At 42.2% G+C, this 22,412-nt stretch carries 21 protein-coding genes and 1 tRNA gene; 16 read left to right on the plus strand and 6 right to left on the minus strand.

All coding sequences use genetic code 11. The annotated features are described in order from the left end of the window. Positions 1-102 precede the first annotated feature (102 nt). A tRNA-Arg gene (locus tag HJG39_RS15430) sits at positions 103-179 on the plus strand. A gap of 128 nt (positions 180-307) precedes the next feature. On the opposite strand, the gene HJG39_RS15435 is transcribed toward HJG39_RS15430, so the two are convergent. Beyond that, entirely contained in the window at positions 308-1,522 is a 1,215-nt protein-coding gene (locus HJG39_RS15435) for a saccharopine dehydrogenase family protein (protein ID WP_268410377.1), read from the minus strand. Positions 1,523-1,550: 28 nt separating this feature from the next. Further along, positions 1,551-2,402, minus strand: coding sequence for a peroxiredoxin-like family protein (locus HJG39_RS15440; protein ID WP_268410379.1), 852 nt, complete (start codon positions 2,400-2,402; stop codon positions 1,551-1,553). 212 nt (positions 2,403-2,614) lie between these two features. Here HJG39_RS15440 and HJG39_RS15445 point away from each other — a divergent pair, with 212 nt between their 5' ends. The 11 genes from HJG39_RS15445 (at position 2,615) to HJG39_RS15495 (ending at position 12,963) form a co-directional block, all read left to right on the plus strand. Continuing rightward, positions 2,615-3,487, plus strand: coding sequence for a sulfite exporter TauE/SafE family protein (locus HJG39_RS15445; RefSeq protein WP_268410381.1), 873 nt, complete (start codon positions 2,615-2,617; stop codon positions 3,485-3,487). A 31-nt stretch (positions 3,488-3,518) separates the two neighbouring features. Further along, a complete protein-coding gene (locus tag HJG39_RS15450) occupies positions 3,519-5,435 on the plus strand; it encodes an ATP-dependent DNA helicase (RefSeq protein WP_268410382.1) in 1,917 nt (638 codons plus the stop codon). After that, positions 5,435-6,142 (plus strand): tRNA (adenosine(37)-N6)-threonylcarbamoyltransferase complex dimerization subunit type 1 TsaB, encoded by a 708-nt coding sequence (gene tsaB, locus HJG39_RS15455; RefSeq protein WP_268410385.1) that lies wholly within the window; start codon positions 5,435-5,437, stop codon positions 6,140-6,142. Before HJG39_RS15450 ends, tsaB begins: the two co-directional genes overlap by 1 nt. A 72-nt stretch (positions 6,143-6,214) precedes the next feature. Next, a complete protein-coding gene (locus HJG39_RS15460; RefSeq protein WP_268410387.1) occupies positions 6,215-6,544 on the plus strand; it encodes a hypothetical protein in 330 nt (109 codons plus the stop codon). 174 nt (positions 6,545-6,718) lie between these two features. Further along, complete coding sequence (locus HJG39_RS15465; RefSeq protein WP_268410389.1) at positions 6,719-7,438, plus strand: Slp family lipoprotein; 720 nt, start codon at positions 6,719-6,721, stop codon at positions 7,436-7,438. Between the two features lie 75 nt (positions 7,439-7,513). After that, entirely contained in the window at positions 7,514-8,368 is an 855-nt protein-coding gene (locus HJG39_RS15470; RefSeq protein ID WP_268410391.1) for an alpha/beta fold hydrolase, read from the plus strand. A gap of 150 nt (positions 8,369-8,518) precedes the next feature. Continuing rightward, positions 8,519-10,168, plus strand: a complete 1,650-nt coding sequence (gene fadD / locus HJG39_RS15475; protein WP_268410393.1) for a long-chain-fatty-acid--CoA ligase FadD — start codon at positions 8,519-8,521, stop codon at positions 10,166-10,168. Continuing rightward, positions 10,155-11,342 (plus strand): ribonuclease D, encoded by a 1,188-nt coding sequence (gene rnd / locus HJG39_RS15480; protein WP_268410394.1) that lies wholly within the window; start codon positions 10,155-10,157, stop codon positions 11,340-11,342. Before fadD ends, rnd begins: the two co-directional genes overlap by 14 nt. A gap of 54 nt (positions 11,343-11,396) precedes the next feature. Continuing rightward, positions 11,397-11,726 (plus strand): YcgL domain-containing protein, encoded by a 330-nt coding sequence (locus tag HJG39_RS15485; RefSeq protein WP_268410396.1) that lies wholly within the window; start codon positions 11,397-11,399, stop codon positions 11,724-11,726. A gap of 42 nt (positions 11,727-11,768) precedes the next feature. Further along, positions 11,769-12,449: a fumarylacetoacetate hydrolase family protein gene (locus HJG39_RS15490; protein WP_268410398.1), complete on the plus strand. Its 681-nt coding sequence runs from the start codon at positions 11,769-11,771 to the stop codon at positions 12,447-12,449. A 16-nt stretch (positions 12,450-12,465) separates the two neighbouring features. Next, positions 12,466-12,963: a YcgN family cysteine cluster protein gene (locus HJG39_RS15495; RefSeq protein WP_268410400.1), complete on the plus strand. Its 498-nt coding sequence runs from the start codon at positions 12,466-12,468 to the stop codon at positions 12,961-12,963. A 77-nt stretch (positions 12,964-13,040) separates the two neighbouring features. Here HJG39_RS15495 and dsbB read toward each other — a convergent pair whose 3' ends face one another. After that, entirely contained in the window at positions 13,041-13,553 is a 513-nt protein-coding gene (gene dsbB / locus HJG39_RS15500) for a disulfide bond formation protein DsbB (RefSeq protein ID WP_268410402.1), read from the minus strand. A 683-nt stretch (positions 13,554-14,236) separates the two neighbouring features. On the opposite strand from dsbB, the gene HJG39_RS15505 reads away from it, so the two are divergent. Beyond that, positions 14,237-15,556, plus strand: a complete 1,320-nt coding sequence (locus HJG39_RS15505) for a methyl-accepting chemotaxis protein (RefSeq protein WP_268410404.1) — start codon at positions 14,237-14,239, stop codon at positions 15,554-15,556. A gap of 543 nt (positions 15,557-16,099) precedes the next feature. On the opposite strand, the gene nhaB is transcribed toward HJG39_RS15505, so the two are convergent. Beyond that, positions 16,100-17,677: a sodium/proton antiporter NhaB gene (gene nhaB / locus HJG39_RS15510; protein WP_268410406.1), complete on the minus strand. Its 1,578-nt coding sequence runs from the start codon at positions 17,675-17,677 to the stop codon at positions 16,100-16,102. 387 nt (positions 17,678-18,064) lie between these two features. Here nhaB and fadR point away from each other — a divergent pair, with 387 nt between their 5' ends. The 3 genes from fadR (at position 18,065) to HJG39_RS15525 (ending at position 20,024) form a co-directional block, all read left to right on the plus strand. Then, positions 18,065-18,775: a fatty acid metabolism transcriptional regulator FadR gene (gene fadR, locus HJG39_RS15515; protein ID WP_268410407.1), complete on the plus strand. Its 711-nt coding sequence runs from the start codon at positions 18,065-18,067 to the stop codon at positions 18,773-18,775. A 168-nt stretch (positions 18,776-18,943) separates the two neighbouring features. Next, positions 18,944-19,300 carry a phasin-related domain-containing protein gene (locus HJG39_RS15520; RefSeq protein ID WP_268410409.1) on the plus strand — a complete coding sequence of 119 codons (357 nt, stop codon included), beginning with the start codon at positions 18,944-18,946 and terminating at the stop codon, positions 19,298-19,300. A gap of 73 nt (positions 19,301-19,373) precedes the next feature. Then, on the plus strand, positions 19,374-20,024 hold the full coding sequence (locus tag HJG39_RS15525) for a hypothetical protein (protein ID WP_268410410.1): 651 nt from the start codon (positions 19,374-19,376) through the stop codon (positions 20,022-20,024). Positions 20,025-20,051: 27 nt separating this feature from the next. Here the strand turns inward: HJG39_RS15525 and HJG39_RS15530 are convergent, their stop codons facing one another. Next, positions 20,052-20,396: a hypothetical protein gene (locus HJG39_RS15530; protein WP_268410412.1), complete on the minus strand. Its 345-nt coding sequence runs from the start codon at positions 20,394-20,396 to the stop codon at positions 20,052-20,054. A 242-nt stretch (positions 20,397-20,638) separates the two neighbouring features. Then, positions 20,639-22,117, minus strand: a complete 1,479-nt coding sequence (locus HJG39_RS15535) for a DUF3336 domain-containing protein (RefSeq protein ID WP_268410414.1) — start codon at positions 22,115-22,117, stop codon at positions 20,639-20,641. Positions 22,118-22,412: the final 295 nt, after the last annotated feature.

Consider the following 22,412-nt stretch of genomic DNA (forward strand, 5'->3'; position numbering starts at 1 on the left):
TGTGTAGCTCAGCTGGATAGAGTACCTGGCTACGAACCAGGCGGTCGGAGGTTCGAATCCTTCCACACGCGCCATTTTTCAAAAGTAAATATTATCTTCTGCGCGTGTGTAGCTCAGCTGGATAGAGTACCTGGCTACGAACCAGGCGGTCGGAGGTTCGAATCCTTCCACACGCGCCATTTCTCCTGATTCCTTTTACACTTTACTTTCAGTTCGCTAAGCTAAATATCCTCAGCGTTTTAACCATCAAAGCCAAACACGCGTCCTTGCGTTTTGCTAATTGATAGTTCAGGGCTTTACCTAAATACTATTGCATTACTTCAAATTTGAGACCGGCTTTATCTTCTAGTCGGCTGACTAGGTCCATGCCAAATAGGCTTGCAGGTGTCCAGAATCCGCCGGTTTTTTCACTTTCCAAATTAGCGAAGAAGATAGCTGTTTCTGCTAACATTTTCGCTGTTGAGCCATAACCTGGGTCCCGATCACCAGTCACTTTTGTACGGATTTGCTTACCGCTAGCGGTTTCGCCAAAAAACTGTAGGTTAAAGAAGCCCTTTTCTTGTTCTTCTTTAGATGGCCCTTGCCCCGGTTTCGGTAAAAAGAAGCGTTCCATCAAAGCGCGAGTGGGTTTCATGGATGCTCCAAGCATAAACAACCCCATAACCAATCCCGTCATTTTAGCCGCCCGTTTTGATTTCATTAACATTGCTTCGTCATATTGGAAGTTGTTACCAAAACGAGCGTCAAGCAAGGCATTGGTCCGATGAACGATGCGTGTATTAATGGCAGCCATGACAAAGGGGGCAATCCAGCGTTTGAAATCGCTATCAAATTTAGGGCTGTTATTACTTGCTTGTCTAACAAAGAATGGATGCCCGTCGCCGCATAGGGCATAAGGGTTTGATAATTCGCGGCGAAGTCCCGGGTTTGAAGATGCCTCTTTTACTACGTTAATTAAGCTAGCAACGGTTCCGCCGGAAAAGCCGCCATTTGCTGCTTTAACACGCATCTTGATGCGGTAACAATCTTCTTTGAAGGCTTCTTGGCTTTTCTCTTGAAGGAAAAGCACGCCTAAATCGGATGGGATGGAGTCGAAGCCACAACTATTCACAATACGAGCGCCAGAGGCTTGAGCTGTGGTGTGATATTTTTTTATCATGGCACCAATCCAATGCGCTTCACCGGTTAGGTCGCAATAATCCGTTCCTGTTTCAGCACATACTTTTACCAATGCCTCACCGTAAAGGGCGTACGGCCCCACAGTGGAAACCACTACCTTTGTTTGCGCACAAAGCGATTGCAAGCTAGTTTCATCGTTGGAATCGGCAATGATCTCTGGAATATCTGAAGCTTTACTTCCTAACTCAGATTTAAGCTCTGAAATTTTACTTTTAGAGCGGCCAGCAATAGCCCATTTCACTTCATCTTCTGAATAGGTATTAACCATGTATTCGCAGATGATTTTACCAACGAAGCTGGTGGCACCAAATAATACGAAATCAAACTGTGTATTTTCCGTCATCGTTTTTCCTGCGTTACTTATGTTGACGTTATGCTTTTAGCTCGCGGAGCACTTTAATAAATAATTCGGGTTCTGGGCGAACGCGATAATTATCGGTTTCATGGGACCAAAGTACAGTATTGTTTTCGTCAGTAATAATGACGGTTGGTAATACCGTGTCGCTATCGTAACCCATGACCTGAAGTCCCATCGGTAAGCCATTTGGGCTATCAATTCCCAGTTTTTTAGCGGCTTGATTATTTAAGTCAGAATAAAACTCAAAGTTCACCTTGAATTTGTCTGCTAGAATTTGCGTTTGCTTCTCTGACTGAGGTGAAATAAGGGCCACTCGAACGCCCATATTATCAAGTTCTTGATAAAGGCTGACCATTTCTTTTACTTGTGCGACGCATAAAGGGCACCAGTTACCTCTAAAGAACATTAGAATGCTCGTTTTTCCTGTTTTGTCGTTAAAGTTAACTTTGTTACCGTCTTTGTCGGTCAGTGTAATGTCGGGCAGCGTTTTTCCTACTGCAAAAGTCGCGTTTTCCCGCTTCCCAAAGCGAGAGTACCAGAAAATATAGATAAGTAAGCCAACCCAAACAATCAATGATAGTGTTGGTGCGAATGTGCTTATGCTTTGTGATGTTGCTTGCCACGTTGTTAATACCACGCCAATAATAGCGAGTATATTGAGTACGGCTAAATTTCCAGAGGTTCGCGCTTGGCTTTCCATCACAAGCCACGCATTGATCATGACTGCGAAAGGCCCTGCACTAAGTAGTACGCCGACCCATAACAAGCTGTTTGGGGACACAAAAAGCTGGTAAATAGCATAAACTGAAGTGATGTTGGTAAAGGTAATAAAGCTGGTAATAAAAAAGGATTTAAGCAAGTTCATCCATCTCTCCTGAATGGGAAGCCTATCTGAAGGTCAACTCTGAGTTGTTCGCATCATACACGAATCTTAGGAGTGGGTAATCCTTTACTCAATCCATTAATGAATTGAAGGTAAAATAAAGGGACTTATTTTATATTCTTGTGTTAGTATCACGCGCTTATTTTTAGTCGTGAATGTGGTATTTCTTCAACGTCTTTTTAGGTGATGATGGTATGAAACTATCTAGTTTAACCTTGGTTCAATGGCGTATATTGCTCTTTTTGTGCTGGTTGACTGTGGTCATATTCTTCAGCGCAGAGCCTATTGCACTATTCCTAGAATATGGTGCCTACGCTTTTGTTGGTGTATTGGCGGCAATTTTTGCGAATGCAACTGGTGCCGGTGGTGGTGTTGTTTTTGTGCCGTTTTTTTCACAACTGCAATTTGAGCAAACTACGATTGTTGCCACTAGCTTTGGTATTCAGTGCTTTGGCATGACATCAGGCTCGATAACGTGGTTTTCCCACTATCGAAAAGAGCGACAAAATGACGAGAAATGGTCGTCGTTATTCAACATTCTGTTGTACACCATTCCATTCTCTATTATTGGCTTAGTTGCTGCTCAATTTTTAGAGTTTGGAGCACCTCAAGGTTTAAATATGACCTTCGGAGTGTTCTCGATTATTTTGGCTTTTGCTTTGTATGCCACTATTCCTATTTTAAAAAGTGGTAGCAATCGCACACAATTAACGCAACTTGATAAAGCTCTGTTACCTATTATTTGCTTAGTTGGTGGTGTGATTACCGCATGGTTATCGGTAGGGGTCGGGGAGTTAGTTGCCATCTATCTTATTTTTCGCAGATTCGATGCACCATTTGCCATTGCATGTGCTGTCATACTCACAGCGTTTTCAGTTTGGAGCGGAGTTATGTATCATACATTCGTCAGTAACCATATCTTTTGGCCCATTGTTGCTTGTGCAGGACTAGGCGCAGTCATTGGAGGGGTTATTGCAAAACGCGTGGTGTTATTTTTCTCAGCAACAAATCTAAAACTTTTCTTCGCAAGCTGGGTACTACTTTCAGGAATAGCATCAATTACCTAATCTTTATTTAAAGAATCATTTAGTCAGTTTGATGCGAAACGTTAACGATATTTTTTCCGCTGAAGGCCCTCTCGCGAAGGCTATCAGCGGCTTCCTTCCACGCCAACCGCAAATTGATATGGCGTTGGCTGTAGAAACAGCCATAAAGAAGCAGCAAACTTTGTTGGTCGAAGCCGGAACGGGCACTGGGAAAACCTTTGCTTACCTAACGCCGCTATTTGCATCCCAGAAAAAGGCCATTGTTTCAACAGGGACAAAAAACCTTCAAGAGCAGCTTTATCACCGCGATTTACCGCTAGTGAAAAAGGCGTTGGGATCTCACAAAAAAACCGCTTTACTAAAAGGGCGTTCAAATTATCTATGTTTGTTTAGGCTACGTCAGCACAGTCATGGCAATACTTTTTACGACAAGCAAACCTTAACCGAACTGAATTTAGTTAAAGAATGGGCTAATTCCACCAAGATGGGGGACGTTGGCGAACTTGATAGCATTCAAGAAGGGGCAGCGGTGCTCCCTTATGTGACTTCTACCGTTGATAATTGCCTTGGCCGCGATTGCCCAGATTACGAAGCATGTTATTTGGTGAAAGCGCGAAAAGAGGCGTTAGAAGCGGATCTCATTGTCGTAAATCATCATTTATTTTTTGCTGATCTGGCACTCAAAGACACTGGTTTTGGTGAATTAGTGCCGGAAGCTGATTGCATTGTCTTTGATGAAGCACATCAGGTGCCTGATATTGCCACTGAATACTTTGGGGAGTCAGTGTCGAGTAGGCAAATCCAAGAGTTATGTAAAGACATCGAAATGCTGCAAAGGACGGTGTTAAAAGATGCGGATCAACTTACCAAGGCCGCAAATAAATTATATTTATTAACGGCAGACTTGCGGATTCTAATGCCTGCATCTCCGCAGAAAGGCAATTGGCGGGATGCGCAAGAGCGCGACGACATTGCTGAACAGATTGGTAAAATTCAGGATGGCTTCGATGTATTGTATGAAGTGGTAAAAGTGCATCTCGGAAGGGAGAAAGCCTTAGATCAGATGTTTGAGCGCACCACCGAATTACGCACACTGTTTACACGTCTAAATGAAACGGAACACCCCGGAGTCAGCCTTTGGTACGAAACCACGCAAAAGCACATCATCTTACATCTCACACCGCTAAGCATTGCTAAACGTTTTAATGCGATTGTCACTGAACCTTCTCGGACGTGGGTTTTCACCTCAGCCACCATTAGCGTTAATAATGACTTTAAACATTTTAAGCGTCAGTTGGGGCTAGAAGACACACAAGAAATGATTTTGCCCAGCCCTTTCGATTATCCTAATCAAGCGTTGTTATGTGTGCCTCGTTACTTACCGGCACCGAATCATAAAGAAATGGGACGCTTTTTGTGTGATGTAGGTAAAAAGCTGATTGCCGCTAGCAGAGGGCGTTGCTTTTTGCTGTTTACCAGTCATTACATGATGCGCACGGTGGCAGAATTATTAGAAGAAGCGGTGGATAATCCAATTCTTGTACAAGGTGAAACCAGTAAACGTCGACTATTAGACCGATATATCCAAGAAAAAGATGCTGTATTGTGCGCGACAGGTTCGTTCTGGGAAGGGGTTGATGTGCGTGGCAACGACTTGACCTGTGTGATGATTGATAAATTACCTTTTGCTTCCCCAGATGATCCGTTATTGCAGGCCAGAACCGAGAATTGTCGAAAAGCTGGGGTCAATCCCTTTGCGACCTTACAAATACCGCAAGCGGTTATTACTCTGAAACAGGGCGCCGGCAGGTTGATTCGTGACCAAAAAGACAAAGGAGTGTTAGTCATCTGTGACAATCGGTTGGTTTCCAAAGAATATGGTGATATTTTCCTGCGCAGTTTACCGAATATGAAACGCACTCGAGACTTAAACGGCGTGTTGAGCTTTTTGAAGGACATACCTTACTAATGAATATCCTTGCTATTGAAACCGCAACTGAAGCGTGTTCTGCCGCCCTTGTAACAAAGGATGAGACATTGAAGGAATATCAAGTCGCACCGCAAAAACATAGCCAGTTGATTCTACCCATGGTGGATAATTTGTTATCTCAGGCTAAACTGGATGTAGCGCAATTGCATTACCTTGCGTTTGGTCGCGGACCGGGGTCGTTCACGGGAGTGAGGATTGCGACGGGGGTAGTTCAGGGGTTGGCTATGTCAGCATCGTTGCCTGTGGTCGCGGTGTCGACGTTAGCAACGATGGCACAGCAAGCGTTTGCTACGCATGATACTCATTATGTGGCATCTGCTATCGACGCCAGAATGGGTGAAGTTTATTTTGCACTTTACACTAAAGATGCCAGTGGTGTAGCGCAGCTAGTCAATGAGGAAGCTGTGTTGTCGCCTGAAAAAGCCTGTGCATTACTTGAGGCGTTTGTGAAAGATAAACAAACCTCTTTTGTTAGTGTTGGTACTGGCTGGGAATCGTATCCTCAGCTTTTATCAGGTGAAACAGCGCCTTTTCAACAATCCTCCGTTGTGCAGCTTCCTGATGCTGAGTACATGTTGCCCATCGCTAAAACGTTAGCTGAAAAGGGTGAGGTATTGGCAATTGATGAGATTCAACCCGTCTATGTTCGTGATGAAGTGACGTGGAAAAAGCTGCCCGGCAGATAGAAGTGGTATAAATTTTGCTGTGGCTAGTGACGTAGATTATTCAAGAAGAATCGATTTAGAGCTGGTCACTAAGTGGAAATAGAATCCTCTGTAGTCGCATCACAAAACGCTATTATTAGTAATCCTCCGGTTAGAGAACCACAGAAGGAGGTTGACACTCGCCAGCAACAAGAGCAACGCAAAAATACCGAACTGCCGAAAACACAAACCGTCATTCGCTCGGGTAATAATCAAGTTTTCGAACAAGCAGAAAAATTCCGCGAAAAGCAATCCTTCAACGAAACATTTAGAGAGCCGAAAGACGCGCGCGCGCAGCAAGCTATTTCCGCTTATCAAAGCTTAGATAAAGAAGCACGACGAGCAGAAATTCAAGCGTTAATGGGCGTCGACACTTACGTCTAGTTACGGTTTTTGATACAGTAACCGCGAGTTTATTTAAACCCTTGCGAATGTTTTTATTATCGCGTATTGACCGTAAAGCCATCCGGTTCAGTCAAGATTCACTCCATCAGTTAATACTGATTTTAATGGCTGACGCACTTTGGTCGGTTATCTTACATTAAGATTGAGGTTGTCATGTTTTTACGCACTGTTATGTTAGCTGGCGTTCTTCTATTATCAGGTTGTGCTAGCTTCCCTGAGTCTGTCCAATTACCGCCTGATACGCCAACCGTTAGTTATGAACAAGTCGCCTCGGAACCTGAACGAGCTAAAGACCAATTAGCTCAGTGGGGCGGAGTGGTTGCACAAATTCAAAATTTAAAAGATGCCACGATGGTGGAAATGGTTTTTTATCCGTTGAGAAGTTACGGACGTCCGTTGTTAGGCAAAGAAAGTATTGGTCGTTTCCGAGTTTATGTTGACGGATTTTTAGATCCAATGGTTTACCAAAAGGGGCGCAGTATGACCTTTTCCGGTGTCGTTCAGGGAGTCGAAGAAGGAATGGTTGGTGAACATCAATACATTTTCCCAACCCTAAAGGCGAAGGGCTACTATTTATGGGAAGACATTGATCGAATTGATGTAACATCAGTTTCTGTTTGGCCTTATCCATATTATGGTGGTTGGTATGGTCGTCGTTATTGGGATGGTTGGTATGGAACGCCGTTCTATACACAGCAACACACTATTCGTATCAAACATGATCATTACCGCTATTCCAATGATGCAAGTTCCAATTCATCTGTCAATCAGCCAGCGGCAAAACCTAAAAAGCCGCCTGTTAATAAAACACCCAATGTCGATCCTCGACCAGCGTTGAAAAAGGCGGCAAAGGGCGGCAAAAACATTCCGTAGGTGGCAAACTGTTACCTGTTTTGAAGGTTGAAGCGGCAAACATTTGCCGCTTTTTTGTGTTCAAGAGATTTAAAAATGAAAAACGTTTCGTTTCAATTAGATCATATAAAATTGGAAGGCTTATCCTTCGGTAATGCAAACAAACCTGTCGTACTAGCGACACATGGTTGGTTAGATAACGCGGCAAGTTTCATTCCTCTTGCTGAGCGTTTAAATGATTATCATATTGTTGCGGTGGATTATGCCGGTCATGGGTTATCTGAGCCAAGGCCCAAAGGGGGACACTATCACTTTCTCGATAATATCTTTGATATGAATGCGCTAATTCAACAGCAAGGTTGGCAGGATGTTATTTTACTTGGGCATTCAATGGGGGGCATTTTAGCCAGTATTTATGCTGCGTCTTTCCCTGAACACGTCCGAGCTTTAGTTATGGTAGAAGCGTTTGGTCCCCTAACAAAAGGTGAAGAAACGAGTCCTCAACAACTTCATGATGCAATTAAGAGTCGTCATGCTGTTGCCAGTAAGGCTGTTCATCACCCGAGTTCTTTTGAAATGGCGGTTCAGGCACGTTTGGCTGCGGGAAAAATGAATACGGCATCAGCCGAGTTATTGATGCAGCGAAACGTAAAAGAACAAAATGGCATGTTTAGTTGGCGAACCGATCCTCGCTTGCGAACATTGTCGCCTTTACGCTTAACGGAAAATCAAGCGAAAGCATTTCTATCTGCAATAACATGCCCAACACTCTCCATTTTAGGGAAGCAAGGGTTTACCGAATTGAGGGATGCTCAGGAAAAGGATGCACATTTAATTCAGGATTTTCATACCGCAGAATTCGAAGGGGGACATCATGTTCATATGGATTCCCCGGAGTTAGTATCGGAGGCTATGCTTGCATTCTTTAACAAGGTGTTAAAAGTAGGTTAATTATTGTGCGAATGATGAAAATATTTTCAATGAATATTAATTTGCATTTAACTTTCTTGTGCCATTCGATACTATCCTAACGAAAACATCGGATCTGATAAAAATATTACCGCTAAGAGCATAATTAAAAATATCTGGGAGCAAATAAGAGTGGAAAAAATCTGGCTTAAGAATTATGAAGAAGGTATATCGGAAGAGATCAACCCAGATGGATATGCTTCTCTCATGCATGTTTTTGAGGAGTCGGTTGCCAAATACGGGGATAAAGTGGCATTCCTCAACATGGACCAGAAACTGACATTCAATGAACTTGATCGTCTAAGCAAAAACTTTGCTGCCTACCTGCAAAATAGTGGTCTTAAAAAAGGCGATGCCGTTGCTATTATGATGCCGAACCTTTTGCAATATCCCATTGCGTTATTTGGTGTGTTACGAGCAGGTATGACGGTGGTCAATGTAAACCCGATGTATACCAATCGTGAATTAAAACACCAACTCAACGATTCCGGTGCCAAAGCGATTATTATTGTTGAAAATTTTGCTCATACACTAGCAGAGGTCATTGCGGAAACACCGACTAACTTGGTGATTACGACACAAATTGGCGACATGTTACCGATTCCAAAGCGTTGGATTGTTAACTTTGTGGTCAAAAAAGTTAAAAAGATGGTTCCCGATTTTAACCTGCCAAGCCGTAAAACTTTTCAATCCGCACTATCTGAAGGGCAGAAGCAAAGCTATAAGCGCCCGGAACTTACTGGTGAAGACTTAGCATTTTTACAATATACCGGCGGAACAACGGGGGTATCCAAAGGGGCGATGTTGACGCATCGCAATATGGTAAGCAATTTAGAACAAGTGTCTGGCTTATTGGAGCTTGTCGTCGTAGAAGGCAAAGACATGATAGTGACGGCGTTACCGCTGTATCATATCTTCGCGCTTACCGCTAATTGCCTCACTTTTTTAAAGTATGGTTGTGAAAACCTGCTTATTACCAATCCAAGGGATCTCCCCGGTTTCGTTAAAGAGTTATCGAATAACCCATTTACTATTTTATTTGGTGTTAACACTTTATTTAATGGCTTACTGAATACACCTGGATTTAAGGAATTAGATTTCTCTAAATTCAAATTAGCGTTGGGCGGCGGGGCTGCGGTTCAACGTCCGGTTGCGGAAAGGTGGCATGCGGTAACAGGCAAGCCATTATTAGAAGGTTATGGTTTGACTGAATGTAGCCCCGTAGTAACTGTTAATCCGACTAATCTGAAAGAATATAAAGGCTCCATCGGTATCCCCGTTCCTTCAACCGATATTCGCTTGATAGATGATGATGGAAACGAAGTGCCACTCGGCGAATCGGGTGAAATGTACGTTCGTGGACCTCAAGTGATGAAAGGGTACTTGAATCGTCAAGAAGCAACGGAAGAAATATTAAAAGACGGTTGGTTGGCAACTGGGGATGTGGCCAAGTGCGACGAAGAAGGTTTCTTCTATATTGTCGACCGTAAAAAAGATATGATTCTGGTTTCAGGCTTTAACGTCTTCCCTAACGAGATTGAAGAAGTGGCTGCGATGATGGATGAAGTGGTTGAAGCAGCGGCCGTAGGTATTCCACATGATGTTTCAGGAGAAGTTGTGAAACTGTTTATTGTTAGAAAAGGCAATGACCTGACGGATAAGCAAGTTATCGAACACTGTCGTAAACATTTAACTGGTTATAAAGTACCGAAAATAATCGAGTTTAGAGAAGAATTACCGAAAACCAATGTAGGAAAGATTCTTCGTCGTGAGTTGCGCTAAGGCGTATACTCCGATTAATCACAATGCTATGCAATTCCAATTTATTAACTCTCAGGACGCGTTCAATGCGGTTTGTAAATCCGCGCTGAACGCCTCTTTTGTCGCACTTGATACTGAGTTTGTCAGAACTCGAACTTACTACCCTAAATTAGGACTTATCCAGTTATTTGACGGCACGCATTTGTCGTTAATTGATCCCCTTGAAATTAACGATTGGCAGCCGTTTATCCAATTATTGGAAAATGAAGCCACTGTAAAAGTGCTGCATTCATGCTCAGAGGATATGGAAGTCTTTTTATGTTACTTCAAAACGGTTCCCACGCCTCTATTTGATACCCAATTTGCAGCGGGCTTACTTGGGTTTGGCGCTTCACTTGGCTATGCCAAATTAGTCGCTGATTTCCTCGATGTGGCGTTGGATAAAGGCGAGTCCAGAACCGATTGGTTGCAGCGCCCGCTAAGTGCTGAACAGTTACAATATGCCGCGAACGATGTTGAGTATTTGTATCAACTTTATCCACTGTTGAAAGCTAAAACTGATGAATGTCAACGAACCCAATGGGTATTTGACGAAATGGCGCAATTGGCTTTGAAAAAGCGTCATGGACTGCCTAGCGATTATGCCTATCTGACGATTAAAAATAACTGGCAATTAAGTGGGAAATCACTGATGGCGCTGAAGTTAATTGCCGGTTGGCGTTTGGATAAAGCGCGAGAGCAAGATATGGCGTTAAACTTTATTATTCGAGAAACGAGTGTGCTCGACATTGCCAGAAATTGTCCAACAGATAAGCGTACTTTGGCTAACCTAGGGTGCTTAAGTGGCAAGGAACTACGTTTGTACGGCGATGAAATCATTGCTTTAGTGAAACAGGCTCTGGATTCTGATGAGTCCGCGTATCCAACAAAAGTGAAGCGTTTACCCGATGTGTCGGGTTACAAGAAAACCCTTCATGCACTAAGAGAAATTTGCCTGAAGAAATCAGAGTCAGACAACATCAAGCCCGAACTCTTAGCGTCGAAAAATCAAATTAATCAATTGCTGAAGTGGCATTGGTTCACGCCAAATGAATTTGAAGCCAGTGGTCTCTTGCCCGATTTAGCGACAGGTTGGCGTAAGCATATCGTGTACGATGAGTTGATGGCGTTTTTAACACGAACGTCGCCTGAATAGCGTAACTTAGGTATACTGCGCGAACTCAGAAATTGATATTTTGGCGACCCTTTTATGTTGAGTTCCATCTATAAAAGTACACGTAAACACGACACCTATCTATATATTGAAAAAGCCGGGGACTTTTCTCGGGTTCCTGATGCTTTAATGGATACATTTGGTAAGCCTGTTTTGGTTATGACGCTTAATTTGAGTAAACAGAAAAAGCTTGCTGGTGCAGATATTGAAACGGTTTTATCCGACCTCAAAGAAAAGGGGTTTTATTTACAACTATCCAAATCAGAAGAAGATATGCTCGCAATGCATAAAGCTATGCAAAAAGCCGATTTGGAGCTGGAAAAGCAAAATGCTGCGGATGCAGCTGAGAATGCGCCGAAACATTAATTAGGTTGCTCAATTTTCATTCACCTCTTTCAGAAGCGATTTATGTCCTATTCTCATCAATTTTTGGAAAATGCACCACTAGATTTGCCGGTAGGTAAAGTCGTCTGTGTGGGGCGTAATTATGCCGATCACATCGCAGAACTGAATAACGCTATCCCCGATGAGCCTTTGCTGTTTATTAAGCCTAATACAGCATGTGTGGATATGTGTTCTCCTGTGGGGATTCCTACGTCTAGCACTTGCCACAATGAACTGGAAGTGGCGTTGCTGATCACACAACCATTGATATCTGGTCAGTTATATAGTGATACCGAGCTCTTAGATGCCGTGGGCGGCCTTGGCTTAGGGCTTGATCTTACTTTAAGAGATAAGCAGTCTGAATTAAAAAGTAAAGGTCATCCTTGGGAGCGAGCAAAATCGTTTGATGCAAGTTGTCCTCTTTCTCCCTTTGTTCGGTTTAATGTTGATACTGATTTACAAGATTTGCATTTTGAATTGAAGGTTAATGATAACGTGCGTCAAAGTGGGCACACTGCCAATATGATGCATCCTTGTTTTGCACTTATTCGGGAGATACTGTCTTGTTTCAGTTTACTGCCGGGTGACGTTGTGATGACAGGAACACCAAAAGGTGTTGGTCCGTTGTTGGTTGGAGACAAGTTAGCAGCACGTTTATGTTATCAACAAAACGAATTGCTCAATATTAAAACCCAAGTTGAGTAGTGTTTAGGTAAAAGCGATGCACGATGAACGTTTTTGGGAGACCAAAGATCTCCACGAAATGACCCGAGAAGAATGGGAGTCCCTTTGTGATGGTTGCGGCAAGTGTTGTTTGCATAAATTTATTGAAGATGATGATGTAGACGAACAAGCACCAACCGATCGCATTGAAGATGGTGAGCAGATTCATTTCACCAATATTGTTTGTGGATTATTGAATACCAAAACCTGTAGTTGTACACGGTATCAGGACAGAACAACGCTTGTGCCAGATTGTGTGCGTTTAACCAGAGAAAACCTTGATAGCATTTTCTTTATGCCGCCTAGTTGCACTTATCGACGGTTGCATGAGGGCCGTGGAATTCCTTCTTGGCATCCGCTGCTTCACCGGGGGGCAAAGAGCAAAATGCACAAAGAAGGCATGTCAGTTCGTGGTAAAACTGTTTATGAGCACGATGTCGACTTGGAGCAATTTGAGGATTATATCGTGACGTGGCCTTTGGGCGATGAAGATTAACCTTCATCGCGCTTTCCAAAGCAGGCTATACAAAATAGGCTGATATAGTGAAAGTGTAGAGAGTTAAAGTCACTTACCTACACTCTATGATGCGATATCAATCTACAAAGTAATACACCAATAAATACAAGGCTATACGCGCCAAAAATCACAATCATCCACTGTGGCATACTCAATGAAAGAAATGACCAATCTATATCGCCACAGTCTCCCGTTGCAGCGAAAAAGGCAGGAACCCAGTCATGCAGTGGAACAGGAAAGTTCGGTACAATTTCACAAGTGACGAAAAAAGGATTGGCTGCTGTTTGAATGTCGACATGCTCAATCGCGATAAATAACCCCCAAATTGCCGACACTCCCCAGCCGATAAAACCAAGTAGGCGAGTCAGCGTGTTATTGATAAGGTACACGAGAAGGCCAGATAGTAGCACTCCCAGCACAGCAGTACGTTGATAGATACACATGATGCAAGGTTCCAATCCCATACCGTATTGGAAGTAAAGCGCGCTTAATTCAAGGCAGAGAGCGGAGAAGAACAAAACTCCCCAAGCGGACTTATTTTCAGTAAGTTGAGCTAAAGTACGGATCATAATGATGCTCTTATTGTTGTTGTAAAAGAATGCGAAGCTGTTAAAACAAAAGCAAACACCGCTTGCGCTGAATTTGCTTGTTGGGTCTTAATCGATTTGCTTTTTTGCCGTTAGCAATATGCTAGCACCTCTTTAGGGGGGAATCTCCCACAAATTCGTGAGAGAGAAGACTTGTCATAAAGTTAAACTAAAGTGAAAAATGTTTTGTCATATCCCACTTGCTTCATCGAAGATATAGTTAGCGAGCTTTAAGTCACAAGCTGGATATAGCACTTGATCTGCGCCAAATATGTGTTTTTCATGTGTGGGCTGAAGTGCTTTGAACTTATCGCTAATATTGATCAAATTTTCAATCACTTAGTTTTGGCTGTGTTTTGAAAAGTAGGCATGCCGAGAGTTCGTAGTAAAGCGTTATATAAATGTCATGTATACGTATACGCCCCCTAGTCGATTTGCTGTAAAAATGGACTACTATTAAATACAAAACTATTGAAAAAGTAAGCCGCAGAGTGATTTTCTTCCTGAATTTCAGGGTGTTGTAAATTAGCGTTTTTTACAAGATCTATTCTGAGGGAGAGTTATGCATTATGGATAACCAATCTGTTCTGATAGAAGCACCATGAGGCCGAAAATTTCCAGTTTTAGGTTTTATGAGTTTTGGTAGAGCTTCAAGAGGAAAGGGCGTGAAAAAATACTATCATTTGGCGCTAGGTGTCAATATCGTATCTATGGCTGTTGCCTTGCTATTCTCCATAGAAAATGTGAATTTTCTGATTTTGGTTGCAGCAATGATTGGGTCGCTCGGCTGCTTGATTAAAATGGATCATTGGGCAAAAGAGAAATTCAACTTTTATGAACAGGTTCTCGATACTATTCCAAATCCTCTCTCTGTCACTGATATGGATATGAAATGGACGTTTGTCAATCGAGCGGCTACCGAGCCTCTAGGCGTAACACGCGAAGATGTACTCGGACAGCACTGTTCAAACTGGGGGGCGAAGATCTGTAATACCGAAGACTGTGGTGTGAACTGTTTAAGAAAAGGTAAGCCTGTTACTTTATTTAATCAGTGGGATAAGGAATTTCGAGTGGATGCTTTTTACATCAAAGGATTAAATGGCAACAAGATAGGCCATGTTGAATACGTGCAGGAAATATCAGAAAAAGTCGCGCTAAAAGCAGTTTACAAAGATGTGGATGACATTAGTGAGAACCTAACGGCAGGGGCAAATGAGCTCAATATTGCTAGCCATGCTCTGACATTAGGGTCAAATCAGCAAGCCGCTTCCATTTCTCAAATCGGCAACTCGCTCAATGAGATTCTTGCTCAGGCCAATGACAACGCCAAGCGAGCATCAAAGGCTAGTGCGGTCTCATCTGAGGCGCAGCAAGCTGCGACTGTGGCCTCCGATGGAATAAAAGAACTTGAACAAGCAATGCAGGAAATTAATCGTTCAAGTGAAGCGATTAGCGATATTCTTAATGTGATTGACGATATAGCATCCCAAACTAATTTACTTGCACTTAATGCTTCCATTGAGGCCGCTCGTGCAGGCGAAATGGGTCGCGGTTTTGCAGTGGTCGCAGATGAAGTAAGAACGCTTGCTGAGCGCAGTACAAAAGCCGCTAAGGAGTCAGCGCAGTATATTCAATCATCAGTGGAAAATGTTGAAAGGGGAAATTCGATATCACAAAAATGTGTGAGTGCATTGAGCAAGATTGTTAAGCACGTAGAAGCAGTCTCCGGCACCATCAAAGAAATAGATGATGCATCGCAAAGTCAAGCGACGGGATTGAGTCAGGTAAATCAGGGGGTGTCAGAAATTGATGAGGTGACTCATTCCACGGCAGCGTCTGCAGAAGAAACTTCCCTCTCTGCTACTCAGCTGAGCAAGCTTTCATTGCAACTCCAAGCCCAGCTCGAAAACATGAGAAAAATCGATGGATTAATTGATGACGAAAAAACACACAGTAACCTTATTGAGGTTAAAGATGTGTCATAACATAAATAAAAAAATCTAAAATGTAATGGGTCTATAACAAGACATTATGGCGTCAATAGCTAAGCTTGAGCCGTTGACGCTTCCCACATTACTCCGTCTCTGAGCATCGAGTTTAAGATAACCACTATCTTTCTATCACAAGCTATTATCGCTACTTTCACGGTTCAGAGGCGCGACACCGACTAATGTAAAAGCTTGCTTGTTGATTATTTAACCTCACTCATCCCTCATTGGAGCCAAAGGCTTGGAAAAAATCTATGCTTGCTCGACAACTGTCAGCCGGAGTTGGTGAGCTTCAATGTAAAGATTTTGGAGAAAGAGTTTTAACTTTAGGCAAAGCAGTCACATATTTAGAAGGGTTTATGACTATCTAAATCTATTAGAAGTATTTCAATTAAGCTGCCCGCTTGACAGAGTATTAGAGGTTAATGCAATGGGTGCCATATACGAAAATTTCTGACGAGATCGTGTGATAAGAATGTTTGAATAACTGGAAAAGTGTGGCAAGCGATAGAGTGTATCAACTTGCCACAACATAATGGATTAGTGTGATGGAGCCGTGCCTAAATTGGCAGTGTGGTGGTTAATCCAGTGCATATCGTAGAACCATTCAGTCATGCCATAAAGGTTTAAATAAACCGAGGCCAAACCAACGATGGTTAATACGATTGTGTAAGGTAAAGCCATATAAACCATCTTACCGTAAGATAAGCGAAGCAGAGGTGCTAAAGCAGACGTTAGCATGAACAAGAAGGCTGCTTGTCCGTTTGGTGTGGCAACGCTTGGTAAGTTAGTACCAGTGTTAATTGCAACGGCTAACATGTCGAATTGGTCGCGGGTAATCGAACCATGCTCTAATGCCGCGCCTACTTCCGTAATGTATACCGAACCCACGAAGACGTTATCACTCACCATTGAAAGCAAGCCATTGGCTAAGTAGAACAGCATCATTTGGGTTTTGCCTTCATAGGTTAATACCCAATCTATAACAGGCGTAAACAACTGTTGTTGAATGATAACGGCAACCACACCAAAGAAGACAACGAGTAGCGCTGTAAAAGGAAGCGCTTCTTCAAAAGCGTGACCAATTTGGTGTTCTTCAACAATCCCAGTAAAGGCAGTCGCAAGTACGATAACGGTCAAGCCGATTAAGCCTACCGCAGCAAGGTGTAGACCTAACCCAATGACTAGCCAAACTGCCACAATTGCTTGGACAGCCAATTTGGCGTTATCGCGAGTGGTACGTTTGTCATCAAGGTGGCGATCATATTCATCTAAGATAGCTCTTACGTTTTCAGGCAATTGAGCACCGTAGGTAAAGAGTCTAAACTTTTCTAACAGGACTGTGGTAATCAGTCCAAAAACAAAAACAGGGATGGTGACAGGGCTCATTCGAATAAAGAACTCGATGAAATCCCAGTTTGCTTTCTGGGCAATGATTAAGTTCTGTGGTTCACCTACCATGGTCATAACGCCGCCTAACGCTGTACCTATCGAGGCGTGCATCATTAAGTTACGTAAGAAGCCTCGGAAATCTTCTAAGTCTTGACGGGTTAAGTGATGTAAATGTTCATCTTCAGTATGATCATGTTCGTGATGGTATTCTTTACCGGAAGCTACCTTGTGGTAGATGGAGTAGAAGCCAGTTGCCACAGTGATAATAACGGCCACAACGGTTAGCGCATCTAAGAAGGCGGATAAGACTGCGGCTGTAATGGTAAAGGCTAGAGATAAAAGGAGTTTGCTTTTCAGTCGAGTTAATAGCTTGGTAAAGCCGAACAATAAAAGGTCCTTCATAAAGAAGATACCCGCCACCATAAATATCAGTAGCAAAATAACTTCTAAATTAACTTGCACCTCATGCATAACTAAATCAGGTGAGGTCATGCCAATGAATACAGCTTCAATTAGGAGTAGGCCACCAGGCTGCAATGGGTAGCACTTCAGAGCCATTGCAAGCGTAAAGATAAACTGTAGTACGAGAGCCCAACCAGCAAGGTAGGGATTCATTGTAAATATGAAGGGATTTATAACGAGAAAACCAATAATGGCTTTTTTGTACCAGTCAGGAGCGTTTCCGAGGAAGTTATTATAAATCGCCTGGGTCATGGTTTGTTGCATTAGTTTTTTACACCTTATGTAATCATAAAGACAAAGGTCTATCTATTATAGACTAGCAAAAATACCTCTAAAAACAGTGAATAGCTAATTTTTTGTTTGCTTAACCCTTCCATGCTAGGTAAGAAAATGACACATTTTAAATCTCTAATATTCAATGTGTCAAAGGTTTAGTTATAATTAATAAAAATGTGATCTATAAGTTAATAGTTTGAAAAAAATGTATTAAAAGTATGCTTAAATTCGTCATGTGAGGTAAGTTACAAAAATCTCTGAAAGAAAGATTCGGGTTTGTAGTGAAGGAAGTGTTATTATTCAGGTCTACAAATTCTATAAGCACAGTCCTGGAAGTCGATTTCCACTAATAAAAATAAGCATGTGAGCAGCTAGATGATTTACAAAGCGCAAAGTCCTGCTGGATTTGCAGAGGAGTATATTGTTGAGTCAATATGGAGCGGGCGTTTCCCCCCTGGAACCATCTTACCAGCAGAACGTGAACTCTCTGAACTCATTGGTGTTACAAGAACAACACTAAGAGAAGTTTTGCAAAGGTTAGCACGCGATGGATGGCTAACTATTCAGCACGGCAAACCAACTAAAGTCAACAATTTCTGGGAGACATGTGGACTTAACATCTTAGAAACATTGGCGAGGTTGGATGAGGAGGGAATTCCAGAGCTTGTCGATAATTTATTGGCTGCAAGAACGTACGTGATTGCTGTGTTTATCCGCGTCGCAATAAAAAGTTCGCCGGAAAAGGTAGTGGCGTTACTGAAAGATTATGAAAAAGTACCGAATGAAGGCAAAGCTTTCGCTGAGTACGATTATAAAATCACTCATGACCTTGCCTTGTTGTCTCGAAACCCAGTATTTATATTAATGATGAATGGGTTTAAGGGGTTATATTCTCGTATCGGTAGCTTTTACTTTTCTTTTGAAAAGTCGAGAGACATAGGCAGAGCTTATTACCACTCCCTTTCTGAACTAGCTAAAGCCAAAGACCACGAAAGTGTAGCGCAGCTAGTGCGTCAATACGGCATTGATAGTGGTCGTGTGTGGTCTGAAATTCGTGATCAATTACCCAAGGGGATCGCTGATTAATCTTTTCAGGCTGGTAAAACTGCCAGCCTTGTCACTTTTCCTTCCTCGATCTTCAAAAATTCTTAATTTTTTTCAAACTTAGTATGCGGTTTCTAATTCCTTTGATTAGTCTGTACCCATAACACCACAGAGTGGAACACATTCAAAAATCTTTAAGAGGGCAATGCCATGACTAAGTTAGACGCGATTAAAAGTAAAGTATCTACCGCAGAAGAATTTGCACGTAAAATCTGGTTAGCAGGTTTAGGTGCTTACGGTAAAAGCTTTGATGAAGTACAAGGTCAGTATGAAAAGCTTAATACTGAAGCGGGTAAGATGTTCAACGAATTAGTTACAAAAGGTGAACAACTTGAAGGCGAAGCGAAAGGTAAAATTAAGGAAAAAACCAACATTGAATCTCGTGTTGCAGAAGTGCGCTCTAAACTTGGTTTAGATAAGCAAAGCAATGACGAAAAAATCGCGGAACTTTCAGCAAAAATTGATGCTTTAACCACTGCTGTCGCTAAATTATCAGCAGAAAAGTAATCCCGTAATTACTTTTTAGGGCAACTTCGGTTGCCCTTTCTCTATTTCATGTCGGATACATCGGGGGACGTTTATGAAAACGGTAAAAGAAATTGAAGAAACTGGTCGTCAGTTTTTTATGGCTGGATTGGGTATTGTTGGTTTGAGTAAAGACTATGCAGTGCATAAACTCGATAATTTTATGGAGGGCGTTAATGAGTTTGTTAACGAACTGCTGATCCGTGGTGAAGCCGTTGAACAGGATTTAGAGAAAAAAGACAAACTCCAGCTTGTGAAAGAAAAGCGGATTGCCCAAATCAGGCAGCGTTTAGGTCTTGCAAATGACCCTTATACAAGTGAACTGGATGCGCTATCACATAAATTGGACGATTTATCTCGCGTCATTGATAAGCTGATTCAAAAGAAAGCTGAAGAAAAAGCGGCAAAAGAAACTTCTACTACTGCAGGTAAGTCGGCTGAGAAGGCCGATACCAAAGAAGATAAGCCAGTAGCAAAAACAACCGCTCGCAAAAGAACCAGCAGTGCCGCAAGTAAACGCACTTCTAGTACGAAAAGCACCGCTTCGTCATCTGCAACGAAATCCGCAGAGCGCGACACCAAGAGCACAACGGCAAAAACTGCATCCAAGCCAGCTACTCGCAGAACAACTCAAAGTAAAACGACTCAGACGAAAAGCTCGTCGACAAATGCCAGTGCTTCGCAGAACAAGACCGACTCTGAGTAAGAATAGCCTTAATACGCAGTAAGGTTCTTAACGTCCTAGATACTCGTCGATTAGTTCGGCGAGTTTTTCTTGTAAATTCTCCTCAAATTCATCCAAGTTTTTATCTAGCGAAGCTAAATACTGGGATGCTCGTTCTTGAGACAGCGACTTGTTTCTCACTTTGTACTCCATTTCTGGCAAAGTTTTGTCGTAACGAGGAGTAATCACCCAGCGAATATAACCTGAATCCAGTTGAGCAACAGACTTTTTGGCGTAAGCACAAAACTCTTCTACGTGGTCAATTCCATCGGGACCTAAGCAACCCGGCTCAATTCGAAATAACACATTCAGCTTTTTATACAGAGGTAAAGACACTGTGCTCCTTCCTAACATAAATTATATTGTTTTATCATCAGCCAGTTTTTGTGGTTAATACTCAAACTCCAAACTTCTGCTTTTTTATTTTTTACCCTATTTCGTCATCATTTGAGAGTTGATTGTTAAATTTTTAAATCGGTCTGATGGCATTTAGGCTACGAGTACAGAAGTAATATCACATTTAGCGAATAAGTATAACGGCTATGAGACAAAAGTGGATTGTGAAAAGGGCGTTTACGCCACGCCCTGAACTTGTTTTATTGGTTTTGAACTAAGCGAAGACCGGGTTGACCGGATAGCAATTGTTCTTCTCGTTTCTTTAGCAGCTTAAGATATTTGCGGAATGTCTTACTTATTTTGGTATTCCGTTTGATAAGATCCAACTGAGGCCAAGTGGCTTTTTCAGCGGTTTTTATTAAGTCTTGAATGCCTTCGAGAGTGGGATTGGCAAATACGTGCATCGCATTATTTATGCTGCGTCGAGGCAGAATATTAATATCCCCCACGTATTGCTGGTCGATGATTGAACGAATTTTGTGGATGCCGAGCTTCATGCTTTCATTAGCGACCAGATCCTCCAGAATATCGAACGCAAAGATACTGTTGGCCTTCACAAGTCCCGCTAAATGACGTTTCGTTTTGGAGAAAATATCCGTAGAGTGACGTTTACTACGAGACAAAAACGGCACAGCTAATGGGTTAGTTTGACTAACAATACTATGGTTTACGCCGTATAAACGCGCTAAGCGATCAAATGGCATGTCGGCCATAATCGAGCCATCACAAAATTTTCTATTTGGAATGTAAGGGACGATTTTACCATCTTGATTTTTTGCTTTTAGCTGAACCGGAGAGAAAAACATCGGAATCGCCGTTGATGCGCGTACCGCCATAGTAATAATGGCATTAGGCGATGTTTTCGCATTTAGTAAGCGCGATGTTTGGTGCAAATTGGAAGGCGACACTGTTATGGTGATTTTACGACCAGTTCTGTTATAGGCTTCCTCAAATGTCATAGTACCAAACATTTCAATTAGCGCATTTTCTAAATTAGTGCTGTTCAATAAGCCGTTGCTTTTAGTGCCTTGCCATACGCACCAGCGTTTGAATTTATCATAAATATTTTCAGCGGAAATTTCTTGAGTGAGCTCATCATCACTTCTTGTTCCAACCATTGCAGTAATGATAGAGCCCGCACTTGCGCCACTGATAACATTAGGAAGTAAATGATGTTCAGCTAACGATTTAATAACTCCCGCATGAAAGAAGCCTAATCCTGCACCGCCACTTAGCATCAAGCAACTACTGCCATAGGAATGATAGGTTTCTTCAAAGAACGATAGTTTTTCATAAAAATCGACTTCGTTTTCATCAGCATGATAAATAGAGCTAAGCGCATCGCAGACTTGATCAATAAAAGCTTCAATTAGGTATTTTGTGCCAACTCGAGAATAATGGTTCATCTCGGGATTCGCGATATTACCCAAATTGCCATGAATACCTTCATGCAAAACTGACATTAGGCCGCTGGGGTCCCCGTGAGCTTTAGCTACCTTGAGTCGTTCAAGGCGTTTACGGATAAGTTTGTAGTCATATTCTCTTGCACTATCTTCAGCCTTCCAATCGTTAGCACCCGACAACATGTCGTGCTCAAGGCTCGCTTCGTAAAATTCCTCGTATGTATCCGCATTATGGATAGCTCTTTCAATTTGAACTAACTTGGATGATAAGGACATAGGCACCTACACACATTGGTTTCTTGTTACTTCAATGAGACAGCTTTTTTTTAGAATCTGCTACCAAGATTGCAAAGTTTTTGGTTTTCAGAGTGCTTATTTACGGTAAAATAAAATACCGAGAATTTGTAATGAAGTTGTAAATTACCACTTTGCCGCTACCTTATCCAATACTTAAATTCTATTAAGTGAGTGGAAACACGTCGTGAAAATCGGGTTTTAGATTGACCATTCTAACTTCTGTGGTTAGCCTGAACGAATAACTTGGTTCCGAAAGCTTCCATTTGAGGTATTT

The sequence above is a fragment of the Alteromonas sp. a30 genome (genome assembly GCF_026788005.1).
GTDB lineage: Bacteria > Pseudomonadota > Gammaproteobacteria > Enterobacterales > Alteromonadaceae > Paraneptunicella.

Coding starts and splice junctions, on each gene's coding strand:
- HJG39_RS15435 (WP_268410377.1), bottom strand. CDS start 1,522: ATGACGGAAAATACACAGTTTGATTTCGTATTATTTGGTGCCACCAGC.
- HJG39_RS15440 (WP_268410379.1), bottom strand. CDS start 2,402: ATGAACTTGCTTAAATCCTTTTTTATTACCAGCTTTATTACCTTTACC.
- HJG39_RS15445 (WP_268410381.1), top strand. CDS start 2,615: ATGAAACTATCTAGTTTAACCTTGGTTCAATGGCGTATATTGCTCTTT.
- HJG39_RS15450 (WP_268410382.1), top strand. CDS start 3,519: ATGCGAAACGTTAACGATATTTTTTCCGCTGAAGGCCCTCTCGCGAAG.
- tsaB (WP_268410385.1), top strand. CDS start 5,435: ATGAATATCCTTGCTATTGAAACCGCAACTGAAGCGTGTTCTGCCGCC.
- HJG39_RS15465 (WP_268410389.1), top strand. CDS start 6,719: ATGTTTTTACGCACTGTTATGTTAGCTGGCGTTCTTCTATTATCAGGT.
- HJG39_RS15470 (WP_268410391.1), top strand. CDS start 7,514: ATGAAAAACGTTTCGTTTCAATTAGATCATATAAAATTGGAAGGCTTA.
- HJG39_RS15485 (WP_268410396.1), top strand. CDS start 11,397: ATGTTGAGTTCCATCTATAAAAGTACACGTAAACACGACACCTATCTA.
- HJG39_RS15490 (WP_268410398.1), top strand. CDS start 11,769: ATGTCCTATTCTCATCAATTTTTGGAAAATGCACCACTAGATTTGCCG.
- HJG39_RS15495 (WP_268410400.1), top strand. CDS start 12,466: ATGCACGATGAACGTTTTTGGGAGACCAAAGATCTCCACGAAATGACC.
- dsbB (WP_268410402.1), bottom strand. CDS start 13,553: ATGATCCGTACTTTAGCTCAACTTACTGAAAATAAGTCCGCTTGGGGA.
- nhaB (WP_268410406.1), bottom strand. CDS start 17,677: ATGCAACAAACCATGACCCAGGCGATTTATAATAACTTCCTCGGAAAC.
- fadR (WP_268410407.1), top strand. CDS start 18,065: ATGATTTACAAAGCGCAAAGTCCTGCTGGATTTGCAGAGGAGTATATT.
- HJG39_RS15520 (WP_268410409.1), top strand. CDS start 18,944: ATGACTAAGTTAGACGCGATTAAAAGTAAAGTATCTACCGCAGAAGAA.
- HJG39_RS15525 (WP_268410410.1), top strand. CDS start 19,374: ATGAAAACGGTAAAAGAAATTGAAGAAACTGGTCGTCAGTTTTTTATG.
- HJG39_RS15530 (WP_268410412.1), bottom strand. CDS start 20,396: ATGTTAGGAAGGAGCACAGTGTCTTTACCTCTGTATAAAAAGCTGAAT.
- HJG39_RS15535 (WP_268410414.1), bottom strand. CDS start 22,117: ATGTCCTTATCATCCAAGTTAGTTCAAATTGAAAGAGCTATCCATAAT.